This is a genomic window from Streptomyces sp. NPDC001373, assembly GCF_042895815.1.
Classification (GTDB): domain Bacteria; phylum Actinomycetota; class Actinomycetes; order Streptomycetales; family Streptomycetaceae; genus Streptomyces.
Genome location: NZ_JBIAWQ010000012.1, coordinates 1 through 21,991, shown reverse-complemented (window position 1 = coordinate 21,991; position 21,991 = coordinate 1). Strand labels below are relative to the sequence as shown.

At 73.2% G+C, this 21,991-nt stretch carries 19 protein-coding genes; 9 read left to right on the top strand and 10 right to left on the bottom strand.

Going from position 1 to position 21,991, the window contains the following annotated elements:
• Positions 1-219: 219 nt before the first annotated feature.
• The 3 genes from ACFY15_RS25200 to ACFY15_RS25190 form a co-directional block, all read right to left on the bottom strand.
• Complete coding sequence (locus ACFY15_RS25200; RefSeq protein ID WP_390826089.1) at positions 220-906, bottom strand: HAD family hydrolase; 687 nt, start codon at positions 904-906, stop codon at positions 220-222.
• Positions 903-1,403 (bottom strand): DUF6912 family protein, encoded by a 501-nt coding sequence (locus ACFY15_RS25195; RefSeq protein ID WP_390687547.1) that lies wholly within the window; start codon positions 1,401-1,403, stop codon positions 903-905. The genes ACFY15_RS25200 and ACFY15_RS25195 overlap by 4 nt, the downstream gene beginning before the upstream one ends.
• Before the next feature lie 61 nt (positions 1,404-1,464).
• On the bottom strand, positions 1,465-1,824 hold the full coding sequence (locus tag ACFY15_RS25190) for an Rv3235 family protein (RefSeq protein ID WP_390687573.1): 360 nt from the start codon (positions 1,822-1,824) through the stop codon (positions 1,465-1,467).
• A 929-nt stretch (positions 1,825-2,753) separates the two neighbouring features.
• On the opposite strand from ACFY15_RS25190, the gene ACFY15_RS25185 reads away from it, so the two are divergent.
• Both ACFY15_RS25185 and ACFY15_RS25180 read left to right on the top strand, forming a co-directional pair.
• On the top strand, positions 2,754-2,876 hold the full coding sequence (locus tag ACFY15_RS25185; RefSeq protein ID WP_390687548.1) for a hypothetical protein: 123 nt from the start codon (positions 2,754-2,756) through the stop codon (positions 2,874-2,876).
• Positions 2,869-3,126: a hypothetical protein gene (locus ACFY15_RS25180; protein ID WP_390687549.1), complete on the top strand. Its 258-nt coding sequence runs from the start codon at positions 2,869-2,871 to the stop codon at positions 3,124-3,126. The genes ACFY15_RS25185 and ACFY15_RS25180 overlap by 8 nt, the downstream gene beginning before the upstream one ends.
• Positions 3,127-3,555: 429 nt before the next feature.
• Here ACFY15_RS25180 and secA read toward each other — a convergent pair whose 3' ends face one another.
• Entirely contained in the window at positions 3,556-6,357 is a 2,802-nt protein-coding gene (gene secA / locus ACFY15_RS25175) for a preprotein translocase subunit SecA (protein WP_390687550.1), read from the bottom strand.
• 238 nt (positions 6,358-6,595) lie between these two features.
• Here secA and ACFY15_RS25170 point away from each other — a divergent pair, with 238 nt between their 5' ends.
• Both ACFY15_RS25170 and ACFY15_RS25165 read left to right on the top strand, forming a co-directional pair.
• Positions 6,596-7,240, top strand: a complete 645-nt coding sequence (locus ACFY15_RS25170; RefSeq protein ID WP_390687551.1) for a GNAT family N-acetyltransferase — start codon at positions 6,596-6,598, stop codon at positions 7,238-7,240.
• A gap of 10 nt (positions 7,241-7,250) precedes the next feature.
• Complete coding sequence (locus tag ACFY15_RS25165; protein WP_390687552.1) at positions 7,251-8,426, top strand: winged helix-turn-helix domain-containing protein; 1,176 nt, start codon at positions 7,251-7,253, stop codon at positions 8,424-8,426.
• Positions 8,427-8,453: 27 nt separating this feature from the next.
• Here ACFY15_RS25165 and ACFY15_RS25160 read toward each other — a convergent pair whose 3' ends face one another.
• The 6 genes from ACFY15_RS25160 to mtrA all read right to left on the bottom strand — a co-directional run bounded on the left by ACFY15_RS25160 (position 8,454) and on the right by mtrA (position 15,796).
• Complete coding sequence (locus ACFY15_RS25160; RefSeq protein WP_390826088.1) at positions 8,454-9,218, bottom strand: response regulator; 765 nt, start codon at positions 9,216-9,218, stop codon at positions 8,454-8,456.
• Positions 9,219-9,406: 188 nt separating this feature from the next.
• Positions 9,407-10,105, bottom strand: coding sequence for a ribosome hibernation-promoting factor, HPF/YfiA family (gene hpf, locus ACFY15_RS25155; RefSeq protein WP_390687554.1), 699 nt, complete (start codon positions 10,103-10,105; stop codon positions 9,407-9,409).
• Positions 10,106-10,502: 397 nt separating this feature from the next.
• Positions 10,503-11,243, bottom strand: coding sequence for a ComF family protein (locus ACFY15_RS25150; RefSeq protein ID WP_390687555.1), 741 nt, complete (start codon positions 11,241-11,243; stop codon positions 10,503-10,505).
• A 72-nt stretch (positions 11,244-11,315) separates the two neighbouring features.
• Positions 11,316-13,160: an LpqB family beta-propeller domain-containing protein gene (locus ACFY15_RS25145; protein ID WP_390687556.1), complete on the bottom strand. Its 1,845-nt coding sequence runs from the start codon at positions 13,158-13,160 to the stop codon at positions 11,316-11,318.
• Positions 13,147-15,105, bottom strand: a complete 1,959-nt coding sequence (gene mtrB / locus ACFY15_RS25140; protein WP_390687557.1) for an MtrAB system histidine kinase MtrB — start codon at positions 15,103-15,105, stop codon at positions 13,147-13,149. Before mtrB ends, ACFY15_RS25145 begins: the two co-directional genes overlap by 14 nt.
• Position 15,106: 1 nt before the next feature.
• Positions 15,107-15,796 carry a two-component system response regulator MtrA gene (gene mtrA, locus ACFY15_RS25135; protein ID WP_007264442.1) on the bottom strand — a complete coding sequence of 230 codons (690 nt, stop codon included), beginning with the start codon at positions 15,794-15,796 and terminating at the stop codon, positions 15,107-15,109.
• Positions 15,797-16,033: 237 nt separating this feature from the next.
• On the opposite strand from mtrA, the gene ACFY15_RS25130 reads away from it, so the two are divergent.
• The 5 genes from ACFY15_RS25130 to ACFY15_RS25110 are packed head-to-tail and all read left to right on the top strand — an operon-like array spanning position 16,034 to position 21,771.
• On the top strand, positions 16,034-17,272 hold the full coding sequence (locus tag ACFY15_RS25130) for a hypothetical protein (protein ID WP_390826087.1): 1,239 nt from the start codon (positions 16,034-16,036) through the stop codon (positions 17,270-17,272).
• A gap of 8 nt (positions 17,273-17,280) precedes the next feature.
• A complete protein-coding gene (locus ACFY15_RS25125; RefSeq protein WP_390826086.1) occupies positions 17,281-17,943 on the top strand; it encodes a DUF4129 domain-containing protein in 663 nt (220 codons plus the stop codon).
• Positions 17,940-19,502, top strand: coding sequence for a DUF4350 domain-containing protein (locus ACFY15_RS25120; protein WP_390826085.1), 1,563 nt, complete (start codon positions 17,940-17,942; stop codon positions 19,500-19,502). The genes ACFY15_RS25125 and ACFY15_RS25120 overlap by 4 nt, the downstream gene beginning before the upstream one ends.
• The gene (locus tag ACFY15_RS25115) at positions 19,499-20,461 is read left to right on the top strand and encodes an AAA family ATPase (protein ID WP_390687561.1); all 963 of its coding nucleotides are present in this window, start codon (positions 19,499-19,501) and stop codon (positions 20,459-20,461) included. Before ACFY15_RS25120 ends, ACFY15_RS25115 begins: the two co-directional genes overlap by 4 nt.
• Positions 20,461-21,771 (top strand): DUF58 domain-containing protein, encoded by a 1,311-nt coding sequence (locus tag ACFY15_RS25110; protein ID WP_390687562.1) that lies wholly within the window; start codon positions 20,461-20,463, stop codon positions 21,769-21,771. Before ACFY15_RS25115 ends, ACFY15_RS25110 begins: the two co-directional genes overlap by 1 nt.
• Positions 21,772-21,991 lie beyond the last annotated feature (220 nt).

Genomic DNA, 21,991 nt, shown 5'->3' with positions numbered 1-21,991 from the left:
CGGCAGGTCCCGGCGGCGGGGATCAGCGAAGGCCCGGGCACGAACGTGCGCCGGGCGCGGGCCGGGGGCGTCAGTGCCCCCGAGGACTATCGCGCTGATCACGGGTACAAGGCTATCTCGCCCCACCCCCCGGTCGTCATTCACTGCATCTGTACAAAACCTGGGGTAAAACCTGGACAGTCTGGCCAGCGACTCGGCCGCCGCCGCGTGCGGGGGTGCCTATCCGGCCAGCTCACGGGCGGTGGCGACGGCCTCGGCGAGGCTGTCGACGACCGGGACGCCCGCGGACTCCAGGCTGGCCCGGCTGTGCGAGCCGCCGGTGTACAGGACGGCACGGGCGCCCACGTGGGCGGCAGCCAGCGCGTCGTCCACGGCGTCACCGACGAGGACCGTACGGGAAGCCGTCACGCCGGCCGCCTCCATGGCCGCCATATGGCGTACGAGGTGCCCCGCCTTGGAGGTGTGCGAAGGCCCGGTACGGCCGTCGACCCGCAGGAAGTGCGCGTGGATGCCGTGCTCGCGGACGAGCGGCAGGAGCTTCTCGTGGGGCGCGAGCGACAGCAGGGACTGGGTGAACCCGTCCTCCTGCCAGCCCCGCAGCAGCTCCCGCGCCCCCTCGGCGAGGCCGGAGTCGGCGGCGGCCGTCCAGTAGTGGCGGTGGAACGCCTCGTCCATGACGACCCACTCGTCCTCGGTGGGCAGCCGGCCCATCAGCCGCTCGTAGAACTTCGGCACGGGGACGACGTACAGGTCGCGATACCGCTCCAGGGTGATCGGCGGAAAACCGAGCTCCGCGAAGGAGGCGTTGGTGGCGATCATGACGGCGTCGATGTCGTGCAACAGGGTCCCGTTCCAGTCCCACACGATGTGGGCCGTAGCGACGCTCACCCGGATCTCCGTACTCATCCCAGCAGCCCCGGGATCTCCTGCACGCCGAACCAGAGCAGCTCGTGGTCCTCGGCCCCGTCGACGAGGAACCGCGCATCGTCGTCACCGCCGTCCGCGGCCGCCAGGGCCCCGGCGGCGGCCGTCACGTCCTGCTCGGCGTCCCCGGCGTCGACGTGCACAGCGGCGGCCACGGCGAGCCGCACGGCGGCGGCGAGCGTCACCTGCCCGAGGGTGGCCTCGTCGACCCCCGGGGACGCGACGGCGGCCTTCTCGTCGACGTCGACGGCGACGACGACCCGCTTGCGCGGGGCGGCGGCGTCCTCGGCCAGCATCCGCAGCGAGGCGGCGGCGGCCCGGCTCAGCGCCGCGTACTCCAGCTCCTCGATGTCGTCGGACACGTACCACTCCCGCAGCCCGGGGGTGACGGCGTAGGCGCGGAGCGGGGCGGGCCCCAGCTCGCCCGCCTTGTGCGCCTCGGCGAGCCCGGGGAGGGTCAGGGGGACGTACACGCGCATGGCCGGCTGCTTTCGGTAGTCGGAAACCCCCTCAGGATACGACCGCGACGCGTGAACTCCCCTAGGGGCGACGCCCCTGGATCTCCACGGCGGCGCACCGCCAGCGCAGATCAGGCCCCTGTTCGAGCCGGAAGGCCATCGCCGAGACCCGGTCACCGGTCGCGATCCGCGCGAACGCCTCGATGACCCCCGGCCCCGGGTGGAACCGCCCGCAGTGCCGCAGCACGGGCCGCAGCCGGTCCCGCAACGGCCCGCTGGGCGCGAGCTCGACCAGCTGGTCGTACGCCTCCCCGACGGTCAGCCCGAGCAGCGAGTGCACGGGCCGCTGCCCGCTGACGACGGCCAGGATCCGCTGCGCGAACCAGTCATGGGGCCCCGCCATCCGCCCGGCCCGCACCCCACCGACGGGCCGCGCCCCCACGCCCGCCCGGGACCCGGCCCCCGCCCGGAAACCCCCGACACCGGACACACTCCCCGCCCCGGGCCGGGACACCCCGACACCGGACACACTCCCCGCCCCCGCCGGGGACCCCCCGACACCGGACACACTCCCCGCCCCCGCCGGGGACCCCCCGACACCGGACACACTCCCCGCCCTCGGCCGGGGACCCCCAACACCGGACGGGCTCCCCGCCCCCGGCCGGGACCCGGGACCCGGCCGCCGCTGGTCCTGCCGCCCGGCGGGCCGGCTCCGCCCCGACCCGCCCCGCCTGCTGCGACTGCCCTCGCCGCCGATGGTGCCGCGCGTGGTGGTGTCCATGCCGATTCCCCCGATCAACCGTGCCCGGCGGCACCAGGCGGTAACGTGATGCGGGTTTTCTACGACCCCCGAACACGCTCCGCAACCGACGGCAGCCGCCACGGAACCCCCGGCCGAGGTTCACCTATCCGAGTGCCCGAACCTGCCCCCAGGGCACCCGAAACCCCCCAGGAAGGCCCGGGAAGCCCCCCCGAAGCCCCTCCCGGCGCGGCCCGAAAGGGTCCCCCCACCTCACCCTCCCGGCCCACAAAACCCACCCCCAGCCCCACCCCACACCCATCACACTCGGTATCCACCAGGCAGCCCGCCGGGGCACGACCGGACGGCGGGACGGGACCGGGAGGGCTTGGGGCTTTCCCGTCAGTCTCATCGTCCTTCCGTGGCGGGACGGTCAGTCAAGGGCGCTCCTTCGTCGCGTCGCTTCGCGATGGCCTTCGGCCACCCTTGACAGACCGCCCCGCCACGAAAAGCCGAAGACTGCCGGGAAACCCCCAAAAGAACGGCACGGTCCATTGATGGACATGCGGCCGTGTCAGGGATGAGGCGGGGTGGTCGGGGGTCACCTCACCGCCCATCCGGCCCCTTTGAGGATGCGATCGGGACCCGAGGTGCGCGCCAAGGCCATACACGGGCCCAGCATCGAACTCCTCGACCGGGCCCTTGCCGGGTGGGAGCGCTTCCTCGACATCTTCGAGGAGGTACCCGATGAGTGAGCAGTATGCATACGTCCCCCACCGGCTTCTCCGCCACCGCGTCCGCGACATCGCCTCCGGCACCGAGGGTGTGCTGATGGCCGTGATCAACGAGAACGTCTCGGACTCCGCCGCATACGAACGCTGGATGGAGCTGGCCTACATCCGGGGCGCATCCGGCCGCGAGTTCACCACTGCCGTCGACAACGTCCAGCCCGCCTATGAACAGCCCCGGACGGACCGCAGACGCCGAGACCTGGGCAGCGCGTAGCGATCTGATGCGCCCACCGGCCCCGGAAGACAAGCTGATCGTCCTTTGGCGCACGTAGTGGCCACAGACGGACTGCGGACGCCGAGACGAGAGGAGCGCGTAGCGATCTGATGCGGGCGGAGGCCCCGGGCGCGGCTGATGTCGGCCCGGATGCCCGGCGGGGCGGGCCCCGACGACCTCGTCTGATCCCTGGCACCGCCGCATGTCCGACTCTGGACCGTGCCGTTCTTTTGGGGGTTTCCCGGCAGTCTTTGCCCCGCCCAGCTCAGGTCCCGCCCATCCCGGTACCGATCGGCTTCTCACCGCCGCCCGGCCACGGCCCGCCGGCCCGCGCCACACCCCCACACCCCCACCCCCCAACAACAACAACAACCGGGCCCGGACACCCCAAGGTGTCCGGGCCCGACCGACGGGTCTCCTGCGCGCAGGCTACTTCTTGCGGCGGCGGCCGCCCGAGGCCTTCTGGGCCTTGCGGCGCTCCGCGCGGGTCAGGCCGTCGCCGCCGCCGTTGGCGTCGTCGAAGTCGCCCTCGACCACGCCGCCCTCGCCGTCCACCGTCGGGGCGGAGAAGTGCAGGCGGTCCGGGCGCTGCGGGGCGTCCAGGCCCTTGGCGCGGATCTCCGGGCGCGCCGACGGCACCGGCTCCTTCGTCAGCGACGGGGCGGCCGCCTCGGCCGGCACCGGGAGCTCCTCGACCTGCTGCTCGACCTGGACCTCCAGGTTGAACAGGTAGCCGACGGACTCCTCCTTGATGCCCTCCATCATGGCGTTGAACATGTCGAAGCCCTCGCGCTGGTACTCGACCAGCGGGTCCTTCTGGGCCATCGCGCGCAGGCCGATGCCCTCCTGGAGGTAGTCCATCTCGTAGAGGTGCTCGCGCCACTTGCGGTCGAGGACCGACAGGACCACGCGGCGCTCCAGCTCGCGCATGACGTCCGCGCCCAGGGCGGCCTCGCGCGCGCTGTACTGCTCGTAGATGTCGTCCTTGACGGACTCGGCGATGAACTCGGCGGTGATGCCCGCGCGGTCGCCGGCGGCCTCCTCCAGCTCCTCCACCGTCACCTTGATCGGGTAGAGCTGCTTGAAGGCGCCCCACAGCCGGTCGAGGTCCCACTCCTCGGCGAAGCCCTCGACCGTCTCGGCGGCGATGTAGGCATCGATGGTGTCGTCCATGAAGAAGCGCACCTGCTCGTGCAGGTCCTCGCCCTCCAGGACGCGACGGCGCTCGCCGTAGATGACCTCGCGCTGGCTGTTGAGGACCTCGTCGTACTTCAGGACGTTCTTGCGGGTCTCGAAGTTCTGGGTCTCGACCTGCGACTGGGCCGACGCGATCGCGCGCGTCACCATCTTGTTCTCGATCGGGACGTCGTCCGGCACGTTGGCCATGGCCATGACGCGCTCGACCATCTGCGCCTTGAACAGGCGCATCAGGTCGTCACCCAGCGACAGGTAGAAGCGGGACTCGCCCGGGTCGCCCTGACGGCCGGAACGGCCGCGCAGCTGGTTGTCGATACGGCGCGACTCGTGCCGCTCGGTGCCCAGCACGTAGAGGCCGCCGAGCTCCTTGACCTCCTCGAACTCCGCCTTCACGGCCGCCTCGGCCCTGGCGAGCGCGTCGGGCAGGGCGTGCGCCCACTCCTCGATGTGCTCCTCCGGGTCGAGGCCGCGCTGGCGCAGCTCCGCCTCGGCGAGGTCGTCGGGGTTGCCGCCGAGCTTGATGTCGGTACCGCGGCCGGCCATGTTCGTGGCGACGGTGACGGCGCCGCGGCGGCCGGCCTGGGCGACGATCGTGGCCTCGCGCTCGTGCTGCTTGGCGTTGAGCACCTCGTGCGGGATGCCGCGCTTGGAGAGCTGCTGGGAGAGGTACTCGGACTTCTCGACCGACGTCGTACCGACGAGGATCGGCTGGCCCTTCTCGTGCTTCTCCGCGATGTCGTCGACGACGGCGGCGAACTTGGCGACCTCGGTGCGGTAGATGAGGTCGGGCTGGTCCTTGCGCTGCATCGCGCGGTTCGTCGGGATCGGGACGACGCCGAGCTTGTAGATCTGGTGGAACTCGGCGGCCTCGGTCATGGCCGTACCGGTCATACCGGACAGCTTCGAGTAGAGGCGGAAGAAGTTCTGGAGGGTGATCGTGGCGAGGGTCTGGTTCTCGTCCTTGATGTCCACCCCTTCCTTCGCCTCGATCGCCTGGTGCATGCCCTCGTTGTAGCGGCGGCCGGCGAGGATACGGCCGGTGTGCTCGTCGACGATCATGACCTCGCCGTCGATGACGACGTAGTCCTTGTCCTTCTTGAACAGTTCCTTCGCCTTGATGGCGTTGTTCAGGTAGCCGACGAGCGGGGTGTTCACCGACTCGTAGAGGTTGTCGATGCCCAGCCAGTCCTCGACCTTGGCGACGCCGGCCTCGTGGATGCCGACGGTCCGCTTCTTCTCGTCGACCTCGTAGTCGCCGGTCTCCTCGATGCCCTTGAGCGGGTTGCCGGCCTCGCCCTTGGTCAGGCGGGTGACCAGCTTGGCGAAGTCCGCGTACCACTTGGTGGCCTGGTCGGCCGGGCCGGAGATGATCAGCGGGGTGCGGGCCTCGTCGACGAGGATGGAGTCGACCTCGTCGACCACGGCGAAGTTGTGGCCGCGCTGGACCAGCTCGTCCTTCGACCAGGCCATGTTGTCGCGCAGGTAGTCGAAGCCGAACTCGTTGTTCGTGCCGTACGTGATGTCGCAGTTGTACTGCTCGCGGCGCTGGGCGGGCGACATGTTCGCCAGGATGCAGCCGACCTCCAGGCCGAGGAACTTGTGCACCCGGCCCATCAGCTCGGAGTCGCGCTCGGCGAGGTAGTCGTTGACCGTGATCAGGTGGACGCCCAGGCCCGACAGGGCGTTCAGGTACGCGGGCAGCGTGCCGACGAGGGTCTTGCCCTCACCGGTCTTCATCTCGGCGACGTACCCGAGGTGCAGCGCGGCGCCGCCCATGATCTGGACGTCGTAGTGCCGCTGGCCCAGGACGCGCTTGGCGGCCTCGCGGACGGTCGCGAAGGCCTCGGGCAGCAGGTCGTCGAGGCTCTCGCCGTCCTGGTAGCGCTGCTTGTACTCGTCCGTGAGGGCCCGCAACTCGGCGTCGGAGAGGTTGACGAAGTCCTCTTCGATGGAGTTGACCTGGTCCGCGATGCGGTGCAGTTTGCGCAGGATCTTGCCTTCGCCTGCACGCATGAGCTTGGTGAGGACGGACACTGAGGCTGGTCTCCTTGCCGGTCGGGCCTGGGCACTTTACGTAGCCGGGCACGGCAGGTGGGCCCCACCGCAACGGCCATCGTAAGCGAGGACGTGGTCGCGTCGGGAGGTCCGCCATCGCCGCAGGGCAGCGGGCACCCGTATTGAGAACGCACGGGGGACCCGGAAGGTGCCGGTCTCCCCTCATCTGCGTCGAAAACCGCTCGTCGGCGTCCCGCGCCGACCGGATAATCCGGTCATGGAACCGACCACCCTGACCACGGAGCGCCTCGTCCTGCGCCCGCACGTGCCCGCCGACGTCCCCGAGACCCACGCGGCCTGCCAGGACCCGGAGATCCAGCGCTGGATCCCGGTCCCCGTGCCGTACGGGGAGGAGGACGCGGTCGAGTACGTCACGCGGAACGCGCCCGCCCGCTGGGAGGACGGCACCGAGTACAACTTCGCCGCCCGGCTCGGCCCCGAGGGCCCCCTGGTCGCGACGCTGGGTCTGCACCCGCGCGGTGACTTCGCGTACGAGATCGGCTTCTGGGCCACCGCCGCCCACCGCGGCCGGGGCTACACCACCGAGGCCGTGCTGGCCCTGGCCCGCTGGGCCTTCACCGAACTCGGCTGCGACCGCCTCGTCTGGCGCGCCGGCGTCGGCAACACCGCCTCCCGCGCGGTGGCGGAGAAGGCCGGCTTCACGGTCGAGGGCGTCCTGCGCGCCGGCATGGAGCACCGCGGCACCCTGCGCGACTGCTGGCTCGGCTCCCTGCTCCCCGCCGACCTGGGGCTGCCGTCCCGGCTCCCGTACCTGCCGGCGCCCGCCCGGGACGCCGGGACCGCCGCCCAGGACCCGGCACCCCGGCCGGGGACGGGCCCCGTTGTCAGTGTCCGGCCGTAGGCTGCGGCGCATGACCACCGCCACCGCCGCCGTGTCCCTGTCCGCCGACGAGGCCCGCCGGATCGCGCTGCGCGCGCAGGGCTTCCTCGGGGCGCCCGACCGGAGGGCCGGCGTGCGCGGGGTGCTGCGGAACCTGGGCGCCGTGCAGCTGGACACCATCTCGGTCCTGGCCCGGTCGCACGAGCTGATCCCGTACGCCCGGCTCGGCGCGGTCGGCCGGGACACCGTGGAGAAGGCGTACTGGTCCGACGCCCACGCCTTCGAGTACTGGTCGCACGCGGCCTGCATCCTGCCCATCGAGGAGTGGCCGCACTTCTCCTTCCGGCGCCGCGCCCGGCGGGCCCGCGGCCACCGCTGGCACGTCCTCCAGGACAAGGAGCGCTCGACGCGGACCGTCCTGGACCGGCTGCGCGCCGAAGGCCCGCTGACCTCCTCCGGGCTCGGCGGCGCCAAGAACGGCGGAGAGTGGTTCGAGTGGTCGGAAACCAAGATCGCGGTGGAGTGGCTGCTCGACACCGGCGAGGTGGTCTGTACCGAGCGGCGCGGCTGGAAGCGCGTCTACGACCTCGCCGAGCGGGCCGTGCCCGACGCCCTGTTCCACGACGACCTGGACGACCGCGAGTGCCTGCGCCGCCTGGTCGCGCTGGCCGGGCGGTCCCTCGGCGTGGGCACCCGCGCCGACATCGCCGACTACCACCGCCTCAAGGGCGAGGAGTTCGACGCGGTGGTCGCGGACTCCGGGCTGGTCCCGGTGGAGGTGGAGGGCTGGGGCAAGCCCGCCTGGGCCCATCCCGGGGCGCTGGCGTCCGAACCGCGCGGCCGCCACCGCACCACCCTGCTGTCGCCGTTCGACTCGCTCGTCTGGGACCGCCCCCGCACCGAGCGGATCTTCGGCTTCACCCACCGCCTGGAGGCCTACGTCCCCAAGCCGAGGCGGATACACGGGTACTTCGCGATGCCGCTGCTGGCCGGCGGCCGGCTCCAGGGCCGCGTGGACCCGGGCCGCGAGGGGCGCACGCTGGTGGCCCGGCAGCTCTCCCTGACCACCCCGAAGGCGGCCGGCGCGATGGCCCTGGCGCTGCGGGAGGCGGCGGAGTGGGTGGGCTGCGACGCGGTCCGCGTGGAGCGGGCGCGGGACGCCGCCGAGGCGGCCGCGGTGACCGCCGAGCTGGACCTGCTGGACTGAGCGGCCCCACCGGGGCCGGGACACCCCCTAGCGGATCTCCAGGATCTTCTCGCGCATCGCGTAGACGACGGCTTCCATCCGGGAGTGCAGCTGGAGCTTCTCCAGGATGTTGCGGACGTGGTTCTTCACCGTGTTCTCGGAGATGAACAGCTGCTTGGCGATGTCCCGGTTGTTCATCCCGGTCGCCACCAGCTTGAGCACCTCCAGCTCCCGGTCGGTCAGCCGGGGCGCCGGCACCAGCCTGCGCTCGTCGGTCCGCTGGATCATCGACTTGAACTCGGTCAGCAGCTTCGACGCCATCGAAGGGCTGATCTGCGACTGCCCGTCCGCCACGGCGCGGATCGCGGTGGCGACCTCGTCCGTGGAGATCTCCTTGAGCAGGTAACCCGTCGCACCCGCCTTGATCGCGTCGTAGAGGTCGGCCTCCTCGTCGCTGATCGTCAACATGATGATCTTCGCGGAGGGGGCGACCTCCTTGATCGAGGTGCAGGCCTCGATCCCGCCGCGCCGCGGCATCCGGACGTCCATCAGCACGATGTCCGGAAGCAGGTCGGCGGCCTTGTCCACGGCCTCCGCCCCGTCCCCGGCCTCACCGACGACCTGGATGTCCTCCTCCTGCGCGAGGACGATCTCCAGCCCGCGCCGGAACAGGGCGTGGTCGTCGACCACGAGGACCCGGATGGGCTCCCCGGCGAGCTCCCCGGCCCCGTCCCGGTCGCCCGCCTCCACCGCGTCCGCCGCGCGACAGCCGGCTCCGTCGTCACCGCGCACCGGCCCGAAGCTGTCCGCCATCGTTCCTCCCCCTGCATGTACCGGGCTGCTGGGCCAACCCGGCGGGGGCGGCCGCCGGTTGACTGCCCGCCATGATTCCATGCCCGCACGGTCACCCGCGGGTCTGGCGGAATCCCTTTGGCTCATACGAGTCATACAGGTGCCCCTGCGGAAACACCGTGGCTTCCGCAGGGGCAACGGATCGGTGATCAGCCTCCGAGCGCTCCGCCGGCACCGCCGACGGCCGGCTCCTCGGAGCTGGACGCCCCGTCGGGGTCCACGTGGATGACGCCGTAGTCGTAGGCGTGGCGCCGGTAGACGACGCTCGGCATCTTGGTCTCGGAGTCGACGAACAGGTAGAAGTCGTGGCCGACCAGTTCCATTTCGTAAAGGGCCTGGTCGAGCGACATGGGCCGGGCAGGATGGGTCTTCTCGCGGACGATCAGCGGGCCCTCGCCCTGCACTTCGAGCGATCCGATCCGGGTGGTCGGAATTGCACCCTCGATCTCTTCACCGACCGGCTGGCCACTCCCGTTGAGCGTCGCGACGCCCGGCACGCTGTCGGCGACCTCGGCCGCCGACAGCCGTCCGTTGCCGCGGCGGGTGAAACGCTTGTCGTGCTGCTTGCGCAGCCGGGCCTCCAGCTTGTCCTGAGCCAGGTCGAGGGCCGCGTACGGGTCGGCGGCAGCGGCCTCGGCGCGGATCACCGGGCCCCGCGAATGCAGGGTGATCTCCACGCGGTCGGAACGGTCGGCCTGGCGCGGGTTGTGCTCCTTGGACACCTCGACGTCCAAGCTGATCACCTTGGCGTCGAGCTTCTGGATCCGCTCCGGATTCAGCTTCTCGGCCACGTGCTTGCGGAACCGCTCGGGCACCTCGGTCTTGCGGCCCTTGACGACGATGTCCACGCAGAACTCCGTTCCCGGAGACCCTCACCGCGAGCGGCGAAGCGTCTCCCTTTCGCACCAGGCTCCGGTGAACACCGGAGCCTCGGACTTGGCGACTTTCACCTCCTCCTCCCCCATCGGCAAGATCTGCATCCCACCGACTTCGGAGTAGAGGGACACCCCTCTGACACGAAGATTCCAAAACGGGCGGACTGGCGCTCCGATACCGGGGGGCCCAAGGATCGCCAGTTCCTCACAACCGAACATATCTCTCCATGCCGGTTGTCGGCACCCGCTACCGGAACCTGCCTCCGTCGAGGTGGCTGGTCCCTCTTACTACCTGCAACGATGCGCATTCCCCAGCGGTTCCAAATCTATTCACGAGAATTTTGCTCTGTACGAGTAGTCCACCGGAGCTCTAGCATCGGGCCCGGGTGAACGATCCGGACGGCGCCGCCACCACGGCCGCCGCGTCCGCCCACAGCCCCGCCGCGCGCAGCGCCCGGGCCGCCTCCGCGAGGGTGGCCCCGGTCGTCACCACGTCGTCCACCACCACGATCCGCGCCCCTTCCACCAGCCGCATCCCGCCGGGGCGCACCTCCAGGGCCCCGGCCAGGTTCCGCTGCCGCTGCCGGGCCCCGAGCCCCGCCTGGTCCGCGACCTGCCGCCGCAGCCGCAGCACGGGCGCCACGCGCGCGGGTGCGCCGGCCCCGCGCAGCCGCCGCGACGCGGCCAGGGCGGTCCTGCGCGTCGCGTCGTGCCCGCGCGCCCGCACCGCCCGCCGCGCGGACGGCACCGGGACCAGCACCAGCTCCCCCGCCGCTCCGCCCGCCCCCGCCGCCGCCGCCCGGGGAGCGGACACGGCCGCCGCGGACACGGCCGCCGCGAGGGCGGCGCCGAGCGGGCCGGCCAGCGGAAGGGCCCCACGCTCCTTGTGGGCCAGCACGACCGCCCGTACCGCCCCCTCGTACCGGGCCGCCGCGTACACCGGCGGCAGCCCCTCCGGGCCCCCGTCCCACGGCTGCGGACGCACCGGCCCCGCGCCCGCCCCGGCCAGGACCCCGCGGCAGGCCTCGCACAGCAGCGGGCGCGGCGCCCCGCAGCCCGCGCAGTCCGAGGGCAGGACCAGCCCGGCCAGCTCCTGCCACCACCCCCGCATACGTCCACCCTGCCCGGCGTCCGGGCAGGGCGCGACCCCTGTGGACAACGCTGACCGCGGGGCCCCCGGGGGTCAGCCCGGATACACCGGCGCGCGGCCGCCCGCCGCCGCCGTACGCCACTGCGCGCCCGGCGGGAGCCACACGATGCCGTCCTCGGTGGAGGAGGCCACCACCGGCTTCGCCTCGTCCTCGGAGGCGGCGATGGCGCTCAGTCCGGTCGCCCCGGGCAGGCTCGCCGCGACCATCGACCCGTCGGCCAGCATGTAGCGGGCCTGGTCGACGCCGCCGCTCTCGCGGCCCACCACCAGCAGCCTGCCCCGCGGCGCCCAGCTCATCGCGGTCACCTCGGCCATCTGCGGAGCGGCCGGGCGCAGCTCGCGCACCGACACCCTGGAGGGGTCCCCCTTGCCCTCGGGCCGCTCGATCCGCCCGATGTAGAGGTTCTTGCGGCCGCCGTCGCGCTCGACGAGCAGCGCGATGCGCACGCCGTCCGCGGAGGCCTTCAGCCCGCTGATCCTCGCCCCGTCGAGTCCGGTGACGTCCACCTTCTGCGGGGTCCCGGTCCCGCCGGGCACCCGCCACAGGCCCTGGCCCTGCGGGTCGAGGTCGGAGATCCACAGGTCGCCGCGGGCGTCCCAGCTGGGGGCGGTGAGCTTGCCGCTCCTGCTGGTCAGCAGCGGCTGCGGCATCGGCCCGGCGGTGGTCATCGTGACGACGTACAGCCCGTGGCCGTCCTCGGAGACGACCGCGGCCCGCTTCTCGTCGTAGGTCACGGCGGCCGAGCCCACCTTGAACCCGGTGGCGGTGGCCAGCGGGCCGGGGGCCGGCTCCGGCTTCTCCTGCTGCTGCTCGTCGGCGCCCGCGTTGAGGACCATCCTCACGAGCCGGCCGTCCTTGTCCACGTAGTACTGGTGCTGCGGCGACGACGGCCGGTTGGCGATGACCGCCGCGGCCGAGCCGGTCACCCAGCACAGCGAGGACTTGCCGTCGGAGCGCAGCAGCTCGACCCGGTCCAGCCGGGAGGCCGTCAGGTCCCGGACGGTGTACAGGAGTTGGGTGGCCATCTTCTGGCACTGCGGCTGCGCGACGTTCTCCGCGGCCGCGTTGAGCGGGACGCGCAGGGTGTTCTGGCCGTCGTACGCGAGGGACTTGGTGCCCGCGCGCAGTTCGGTGCCGGTCGGGAAGGCGGTGGAGGCGACGGGGCCGAGCCACTTGGAGGGGCCGGCGAGCAGCGATTGCACAGTGAGGGTGGTGGGGTCCATCCGCGACTCGGGGTCGCTGCGCTGGCGCACGTACACGGGGTCGGCGACGAGCGTGTTGCCCGCGAAGTAGTACTTGTTGACGGGCTTGTAGATGCGCTGGAAGTCGGACTCGCCGAGGACGAGGCTGCTGGGCGGGGTGGCGATCCGCCACTGCTTGTTGACCTGGACCAGCTGGAGGTACTCCTCGTAGCGGCCGCCGCCGGTCTCGGGCTGGTAGGCGCTGCGCTCGTCGACGGTGGCGAGCTTCTTGCCGGTGACCTTCCAGCGGGGCCCGTCGGGGTCCTTCTCGCCCTGGACGGGGACGCGGTCGAGGCCGGAGGAGAGCACGGTGACGGCCGAGGAGGGCTTCCAGTTCTTGGCGGCGTCCTCGGTGAGGTACTTGCGGGCGGTGGCCAGCTGGGGGTCGTCGCCGGTCATGGCCTCCAGGAAGCCGTCGACGATCTCGGCCGGGCTGGCCTTGTCGGCCGGGGGCACGCCGAAGACCCGCACCTGGGAGTCGACCCCCTGGGAGGCCTCCACGCGCCGGATCTCGCCGCGGTCGGGCATGGAGGCGCAGCCCGCCACGAGCAGCCCGACGGCCCCCAGGGCCAGGAGCGGGCGGGCGCTCCTCAGCGGGCCCGGCCGAGCCCGCCCGCGGCGGTCAGCGTCCTGCACCGTTTCCATCCTCCTGTGCTGGGCCCTGGTCGGCGGGCCGGGCGACGACGCGGGCGCCGTTGCCGGGCAGCGCGGTCGGGTCGGCGGGCACCGGCAGGGCGGTGGTGACCGCCGGCCGGGGCGGTATCGGATCGCGGTCGGCGCGCTCGGCGCGGCCGTCGGGGTGGCTGCCGGGGCCCGCGGCGGCGGTGCGTCCGGCGGCCTCGGCGGCGGCCCGGGCCCGGTTGCCCCGGGAGTCCTCGGGCTCCAGCGGGATCGGCGATCCGCGCAGCGGCTCGTCGGCGGTGCGGGGCAGGGTGAGGCGGAACTGGGAGCCGCCGCCGGGCTCGCCCCAGGCCTGGAGCCAGCCGCCGTGCAGCCGGGCGTCCTCGACGGCGATGGACAGGCCCAGGCCGGTGCCGCCGGTGGTGCGAGCCCGTGCGGGGTCGGCCCGCCAGAAGCGGTTGAAGACCCGGGTGGCCTCGCCGGGCTTGAGTCCGACGCCGTAGTCGCGGACGGCGACGGCGACGGCCCCGCCGGCCGAGGCCAGGCGGACCACGACGTCGCGGCCCTCGCCGTGCTCGACGGCGTTGACGACGAGGTTGCGCAGCACCCGCTCGACGCGCCGGGGGTCGGCCTCGGCGATGACGGGCTGGGTGTCGCCGAGGACCCGGATGCGCGTGCCCTTGTGCTCGGCGAGCGGTTCGGCGCCGTCGATGACGCGGCGCACGACGTCCCGCAGGTCGATGGGCTCGGCCTGGAGGTCGGCGGCGCCGGCGTCGAAGCGGCTGATCTCCAGCAGGTCCGCCAGGAGGGACTCGAAGCGGTCGAGCTGTCCGGCGAGGAGCTCCGCGGAGCGTGCCGTGATCGGGTCGAAGTCGACGCGGGCGTCGTGGATGACGTCGGCGGCCATGCGGACGGTCGTCAGCGGGGTGCGCAGCTCGTGCGAGACGTCCGAGACGAAGCGGCGCTGCAGCCGGGACAGCTCCTCCAGCTGCCGGATCTTGTTCTGGAGGTTCTGGGCCATCTTGTTGAAGGCCTCGCCCAGGCGGGCGATGTCGTCCTCGCCGGTGACCTTCATCCGCTCCTGGAGCCGGCCGGCGGACAGCCGCTCGGCGATCCCGGCGGCCATCCGGACGGGGGTCACGACCTGGCGTACGACGAGCCAGGCGATGGCGCCGAGCAGCACGACCACGAACACGCCGGCGGTGGCGATCGTGACCTTGACCAGGTTGAGGGACTCCTCCTCCTGGGTGAGTGGGAAGAGGTAGTACAGGTCGTAGGGGTCGCCGTTGATGTCGGTGAGCCGCTTGCCGACGACCAGCGCGGGCTCGGGGTGCTTGCCGGTCCCGGCGGTGTACCGGACCTGCGAGAAGGTCTTGAAGGTGCCGGTGTTGTGGTTGACGGCCTTGCGCAGGTCCAGGGGGACGCTGGCGGTCGGGTCGACGTTGCCGGAGGCGCGGGCGCCCTTGACGCCCTGGCTGGTGGGGGCCTGCTCACCGGTGCCGGCGCCGAGCGCGGCCACCTCGAAGGCGGTCTGGCCGCCGCTGGCGAGCTGCTTGACGAGCGAGTTCATCCAGGTGCTGGCGTCGCGCCCGACCTTGTTGTCGGTGGCGTCGGCCCCGTCCGAGGCGGAGGGGGTGTTGGCCTTCTCCTGTGCGACCGCGAACCCTCCCGCGGCCTGGCTCTGCGCGGCCTCCTCCTTGGCGTCGAGGAGGCCCTTGCTGACCTGGGCGATGACGACGAAGCCGAGCGCGAGGACGACGGCGAGCGACATCAGGAGGGTCGCGGCGACCACCCGGAGCTGGATGTTGCGCCGCCATATGCGGACAGCCGGAAGCAGCGGCCGGCGTACGAGGCGTACGCAGAGCCGCAGCAGGGGGCCGCCGGGTGTTCCGTCCTGGAGCAGCCGGCCGCCCCGCAGGGCTCCACGGCGGGAACCGCTCCGGGCCTTGCCGGGCTGCACGTCAGCTGGGTCCGGCCTTGTAGCCGACACCACGCACCGTCACGACGATCTCGGGGCGCTCGGGGTCCTTCTCGACCTTGGAGCGCAGTCGCTGCACGTGGACGTTCACCAGTCGGGTGTCCGCCGCGTGCCGGTAGCCCCAGACCTGCTCCAGCAGCACCTCACGGGTGAAGACCTGCCAGGGCTTGCGCGCGAGGGCGACCAGCAGGTCGAACTCGAGCGGGGTCAGGGCGATGGATGCGCCGTCGCGCTTGACCGAGTGCCCGGCCACGTCGATGACGAGGTCACCGATGACGAGCTGCTCGGGCGCCGGCTCCTCCGAACGGCGCAGGCGCGCCCGGATGCGGGCGACCAGCTCCTTCGGCTTGAACGGCTTGACGATGTAGTCGTCGGCGCCGGACTCCAGGCCCACCACGACGTCCACCGTGTCGCTCTTGGCGGTGAGCATGACAATGGGCACGCCCGATTCCGCCCTGATCAGTCTGCACACCTCTATGCCGTCCCTCCCGGGCAGCATGAGGTCCAGCAGCACCAGGTCCGGCTTGGCCTCCCTGAAGGCAGCCAGTGCCTTGTCGCCGTCCGCTACGAACGACGGCTCAAAACCTTCTCCACGCAGCACAATGCCGAGCATCTCGGCCAGCGCGGTGTCGTCGTCGACGACGAGGACGCGTCCCTTCATGGTTGACATCATCCCATTAGCTAATCGTTACCTGGCGGTGAGCTGTCCCACAGCCAAAAGGGCTGGAAATCGCCCCTCGGACCTGCGTGGCGATCAGGACGAACAGTCTGCCCCGGATCCGCGCGACAATTGAAGGGAAGAGCGGACCGGGATCCGGAGGGGGACGGCCGGTCACGACGGGGCTCCCCCATGGCACGATGACAGCCGACCAGCGCGCCCGCCACGGCAGGTGCACGTGAAGGAGCGACGATGAACGACTCTCCGGGCTGGGCCGCGCCCGGATCCCCGTCCGACGGCCAGGGCCCCGACGCCGCTCCGCCACCGCCCGCCGAGGACTCCGGCGCGTCCAAGTGGTCCGCGGCCCAGCCGCCGCCCGGCCAGTGGAGCAGCCCCGACGCCGGCCAGACCCCGCAGCAGCCGCAGCAGAACGCCGGCTGGGGCACGTACCCCACCCCGCCCGGACAGCAGCCCCCCGCCGCCCCGTACGCCTACGGGAACCCCGGCGGCGGCTGGGGCGGCCCGCCGCCCGCCGCCAAGCCCGGCGTGATCCCGCTGCGCCCGCTCGGCCTCGGCGAGACACTGGACGGCGCCGTCGGCATCCTGCGCGGCCACTGGCGCTCCGTGCTCTCCGTCAGCCTGGTCGTCGCCGCCCTGTCCCAGATCGCGCTGCTCGTCGCCCAGCGCCTCACCATGGACAGCCTCCCGACGCCCTCCACCGAGCCCACCACCCCGGGCGAGGCCGTCCGCGCCCTGGGCGACGCCGGGCTCCTCTACGGCTTCCAGTACTACCTTGAGATCCTCGGGCTGATCCTGGTCACCGCCCTCCTCGCCCCGACCGTCAGCCGCGCCGTCCTCGGCCAGACCTCCACCCTCGGCAGCACCCTGAAGGCCGTACGCCCGCTGGCCCCGCGCATGCTCGGCCTCACCGGCCTGCTGCTCCTGGGCTCCCTCGCCGCGGGCCTGCTCCCGGCCCTGCCCGGCATCCTGCTCGGCAGCGCCGCTCTGGCCGCCCTCGGCGTACCCGTCGGGCTCGTGCTCCTGGCCTGGTTCTACGTGACCTTCGCGCTGGCCCCGCCCGCGCTGATGCTGGAACGCGGCACGCCCGTCGCCGCCCTCAGGCGCTCCGCCAAGCTGGTCAAGGGCGCCTGGTGGCGCATCTGCGGCATCAGCCTGCTGACCTGGGTCATCCGCACCATCACCTCCACGGTGATCGTCATGCCCTTCGCCGCCATCGCCATGGTCCTGGCCCCCGGCGGCCTCAGCAGCTTCCTGGACGGCTCCGCCACCCGCGACTGGGCCGTCCTGATCGTCACCGGGATCGGCGCCGTCGTCGGCGCCACGGTCACCATCCCGATGCAGACGGGCGTCACCACCCTCCTCTACATCGACCAGCGCATCCGCCGCGAGGCGCTCGACCTGGAGCTCGCCCGCGCCGCCGGCGTCGAGGGCTACGGCAGCACCCGCACACCGGCCCCCACCGGAGGCTGACGCGCCGCATGAGCACGGGGGGACTCATCACCATCGCCGACGGCGACGCGCCACCGCTCACCACCGGACGCGAGGCCGCCCGCGAGGCGGCCGAACGCGAGCTGGCCAAGCCCATCTACCACCAGGACGAGCCGGGGCTCTTCCAGCGCGCCCTGGACCGCTTCTGGGAGTGGCTGGGCGAGTTCTTCGACCGCGCCGCGGGGGCCACCCCCGGCGGCGGCCTCGGCCTGCTCGCCATCGCCCTGGTCGTCGTCCTGGCCGCCGCCGCCCTGTGGTGGCGCCTGGGCAAGCCCGGCCGGACCGCCCGCGGCGACGGCACCCTCTTCGACGACGGCCCGCGCAGCGCCGCCGACCACCGCGCGGCCGCCGACACCCACGCCGCCGCCGGCCGCTGGAACGACGCCGTCCGCGAGCGCATGCGCGCCGTCGTCCGCTCCCTGGAGGAACGCACCCTCCTCGACCCCCGCCCCGGCCGCACCGCCGACGAGGCCGCCGCCGAGGCCTCACGCTCCCTCCCCGACCACGCCGACGGCCTCCGCGCGGCCGCCCGTGCCTTCGACGACGTCACCTACGGCGGCCGCACCGCCGACCCCGACACCTACGCCCGCCTGCGCACCCTCGACCTCACCCTGGAGCGCACCAGGCCGATCCTGACGGAACCCACCCCATGACCGGCCACCCCCAGCCCCCGGCCCCGCCCCCCGGCAACGACCCCGACCAGGACCCCGGCACGCCGCCCCACACCCCGCGCGACACCGACCGCGCCCCCACCACGGACACCGCCACCCCCGGACCGGCACACCCGGCACCCACCCAGGACACCGCCACCCCCGGACCGGCACACCCCGCACCCACCCAGGACCCCGGCCCACGGCCGGGCCGTTCCCACACCGGCCCGGCCACCACCGCCCCCGCGCCCACCGGCGCGCCGGCGCCCGCCGGAGCCGCGCCCGCCCCCGGCACCCCCGAGCCCGGCCCGGACCCGGCCCCGGTCAGCCCCCCGCACGCCGCCGACCCGGCTCAGGCCCCCGCCGGAGGCCGTGGCGGGCGGGCCGCCGTCACCTCCACCGCGCTCACCCCCGCCCAGCTCTGGGCCCGGGCCCGCGGGCTGCTGCTCGCCCTGACGGTGCTCCTCGTCGCCGCCGTCGCCCTCGCCGGCCTCCGGGCCGGCGACCACCACGGCCGCCTCGACCCCCGCTCCGCCGACCGCGACGGCAGCCGCGCCCTCGCCCAGCTCCTGAAGCAACGCGGCGTCACCACCCGCGTCGTCACCAACGCCGACGAGGCCGCCGCGGCCGCGGGCCCCCGCACCACCCTCCTCGTCGCCGACCCCGACCTCCTCGGCGCACCCCAGCGCCGCGCCATCCGCTCCGCCATCGACCTCTCCGGCGGCCGCACCGTCCTCGTCGCCCCCACCGGCACCGCCCTCGCCGAACTGGCCCCCGCCGCCCGCACCAAGGGCTTCGCCCACCAGCGCGACCTCGACCCCGGCTGCCCCCTGCCCACCGCCACCACCGCCGGCCGCGCCGCCACCGGCGACGGCCTCCGCTACACCACCACCCTCCCGGGAACCGTCGGCTGCTACTCCAGCGACGGCCACCCCACCCTCCTCGTCCTGCCCAGCACCACCCGGGGCGGCGACACCGTCCTCCTCGGCTCCGAACGCATCCTCCTCAACCGGCGCCTCACCGAGGAGGGCAACGCCTCCCTCGCCCTCCAACTCCTCGGATCCCGCCCCGAAGTCGTCTGGTACCTGCCCACCCCCGCCGACATGCCCGCCGAAGGCGCCACCGAGGAGAAGTCCCTCCTCGACCTCGTCCCGTCCGGCTGGTACTGGGCGCTGCTCCAGCTCTTCGCGGCCGCCGCCCTCGCCGCCCTCTGGCGCGCCCGCCGCCTCGGCCCCCTCGTCACCGAGGACCTGCCCGTCGCCATCCGCGCATCCGAGACCACCGAGGGCCGCGCCCGCCTCTACCGCAGGACCGCCGCCCGCGACCGCGCCGCCACCGTGCTGCGCGCCGCCTCACGCGAACGCCTCGCCGCGCTGGTCGGCGTACCGCCGGCACGGGCCCACGACCCGGAGACCCTGACCTCCGCCGTCTCCGCCCGCCTGACCGACACCGGACGCGACGTCACCACCCTTCTCTTCGGCCCCACTCCCGCCGACGACGCGGCACTCGTCGCGCTCGCCGACCACCTCGACGCCCTCGAAAGAGAGGTCCGCACCTCATGACGGCCACCACGGACAGCGCCCGCTCCTCCCTGGAAGCGCTCCGCACCGAGATCGGAAAGGCCGTGGTCGGCCAGGACTCCGCCGTCACCGGTCTCGTCGTCGCACTCCTGTGCCGCGGCCACGTCCTCCTCGAAGGCGTCCCCGGCGTCGCCAAGACCCTCCTGGTCCGCGCCCTCGCCGCCTCCCTCGAACTCGACACCAAGCGCGTCCAGTTCACCCCCGACCTGATGCCCAGTGACGTGACGGGCTCTCTGGTCTACGACGCCCGAACCGCCGAGTTCTCCTTCCAGGACGGCCCGGTCTTCACCAACCTCCTCCTCGCCGACGAGATCAACCGCACGCCCCCCAAGACCCAGTCCTCCCTCCTGGAGGCCATGGAGGAGCGCCAGGTCACCGTCGACGGCACCCCCCGCGGGCTCCCCGAGCCCTTCCTCGTCGCCGCCACCATGAACCCCGTCGAGTACGAGGGCACGTACCCGCTCCCCGAAGCACAGCTGGACCGCTTCCTCCTCAAACTCAACGTCCCCCTCCCTTCCCGCGAGGACGAGATCGGCGTCCTGACCCGGCACGCCGCCGGCTTCAACCCGCGCGACCTGCACGCCGCCGGCATCCGCCCGGTCGCCGGCGCCAGAGAACTCGAAGCCGCCCGCGAGGCGATCACCCACGTCACGGTCTCCCCCGAGATCACCGGCTACGTCGTCGACATCTGCCGCGCCACCCGCGAATCGCCCTCCCTCACCCTCGGCGTCTCCCCGCGCGGTGCGACCGCCCTGCTGGCCACCTCCCGCGCCTGGGCCTGGCTCACCGGCCGCGACTACGTCACCCCCGACGACGTGAAGGCCCTGGCCCTGCCGACCCTGCGCCACCGCGTCCAGCTCCGCCCGGAGGCCGAGATGGAGGGCGTCACCGCCGACTCCGTCATCTCGGCGATCCTCACCCACGTCCCCGTCCCCCGCTGATGGCCCTCACCGGACGCGCCGCCCTCCTGGCGGCCCTCGGCAGCCTGCCCGTCGGCCTCCTCGAACCGAGCTGGACGGGCCTCCTCGCCGTCAACGGCACCCTCGGTCTGGCCTGCGCCGTCGACTACGCCCTCGCCGCACCCGTCCGCACCCTGCGGCTGGCCCGCTCGGGGGACACGTCCGTCCGCCTCGGCGAGAGCGCCGACGTGCACCTCACCCTCACCAACCCCGGCACCCGACGGCTCCGCGCCCGCGTCCGCGACGCCTGGCCCCCCAGCAGCTGGCAGGCCGGCACCGAAACCGCCGCCTCCCGCCACGAGGTCACCGTCCCCGCCGGGGAACGCCGCCGCCTCACCACCCGTCTGCGCCCCTCCCGGCGCGGCGACCGCAGGGCGGACCGCGTCACGATCCGCTCGTACGGGCCGCTGGGCCTCCTCACCCGCCAGGGCTCCCACACCGTCCCCTGGACGGTCCGCGTCCTGCCGCCCTTCACCAGCCGCAAGCACCTCCCGTCCCGCCTCGCGCGCCTGCGTGAACTGGACGGCCGCACCAGCGTCCTGACGCGCGGCGAGGGCACCGAGTTCGACAGCCTGCGCGACTACGTCCCCGGCGACGACACCCGCTCGATCGACTGGCGGGCCACCGCCCGCCGACAGGGGGTGGCCGTCCGCACCTGGCGCCCGGAGCGGGACCGCCACATCCTCATCTGCCTGGACACCGGCCGCACCTCCGCCGGCCGCGTCGGCGACGCTCCCCGCCTGGACTCCGCCATGGACGCGGCCCTGCTCCTCGCCGCCCTCGCGACCCGCGCCGGCGACCGCGTGGACCTCCTGGCCCATGACCGCCGCACCCGCGCCCTCGTCCAGGGCCGCGCGGCCGCCGACGTCCTTCCGGCGTTCGTGAACACGATGGCCGGCCTCGAACCGGAACTGGTCGAGACGGACTCCCGCACCCTGGTCTCCACCGTCCTGCGCAGCGCCCCCCGCCGCTCCCTGGTGGTCCTCCTGACGAGCCTGGACGCGGCCCCAGTGGAAGAGGGCCTGCTCCCGCTCCTCCCGCGCCTCACCCAGCGCCACACGGTGGTCCTGGCCTCGGTCGCCGACCCGCGCATCGCGTCGATGGCCGCCTCCCGGGGCTCCGTGGACGCGGTCTACGAGGCGGCGGCCGCGACCCAGACCCGGTCCCAGCGCCGCCGTACGGCGGACCAGCTCTCCCGCCACGGCGTCCACGTCGTCGACGCCACCCCGGACACCCTGGCCCCGGCCCTGGCGGACACCTACCTGGCCCTCAAGGCAGCAGGCCGCCTGTAGCCCTCCCTCTCCAGGCTGGTCGGTACCCACCAGGAGGACACCATGGCCGGCCTCACCCCGGAGCAGATGCAGGACACCGATGACACCGCGAAAGGTCGTGAAGGGCCGCCTGGCTCCGGCCTCCGGCCCGTAAACGCAGAAAAGCCCCGCACCAGAAGGTGCGGGGCTTTCCCACAATGATTGTTCGGCGGCGTCCTACTCTCCCACAGGGTCCCCCCTG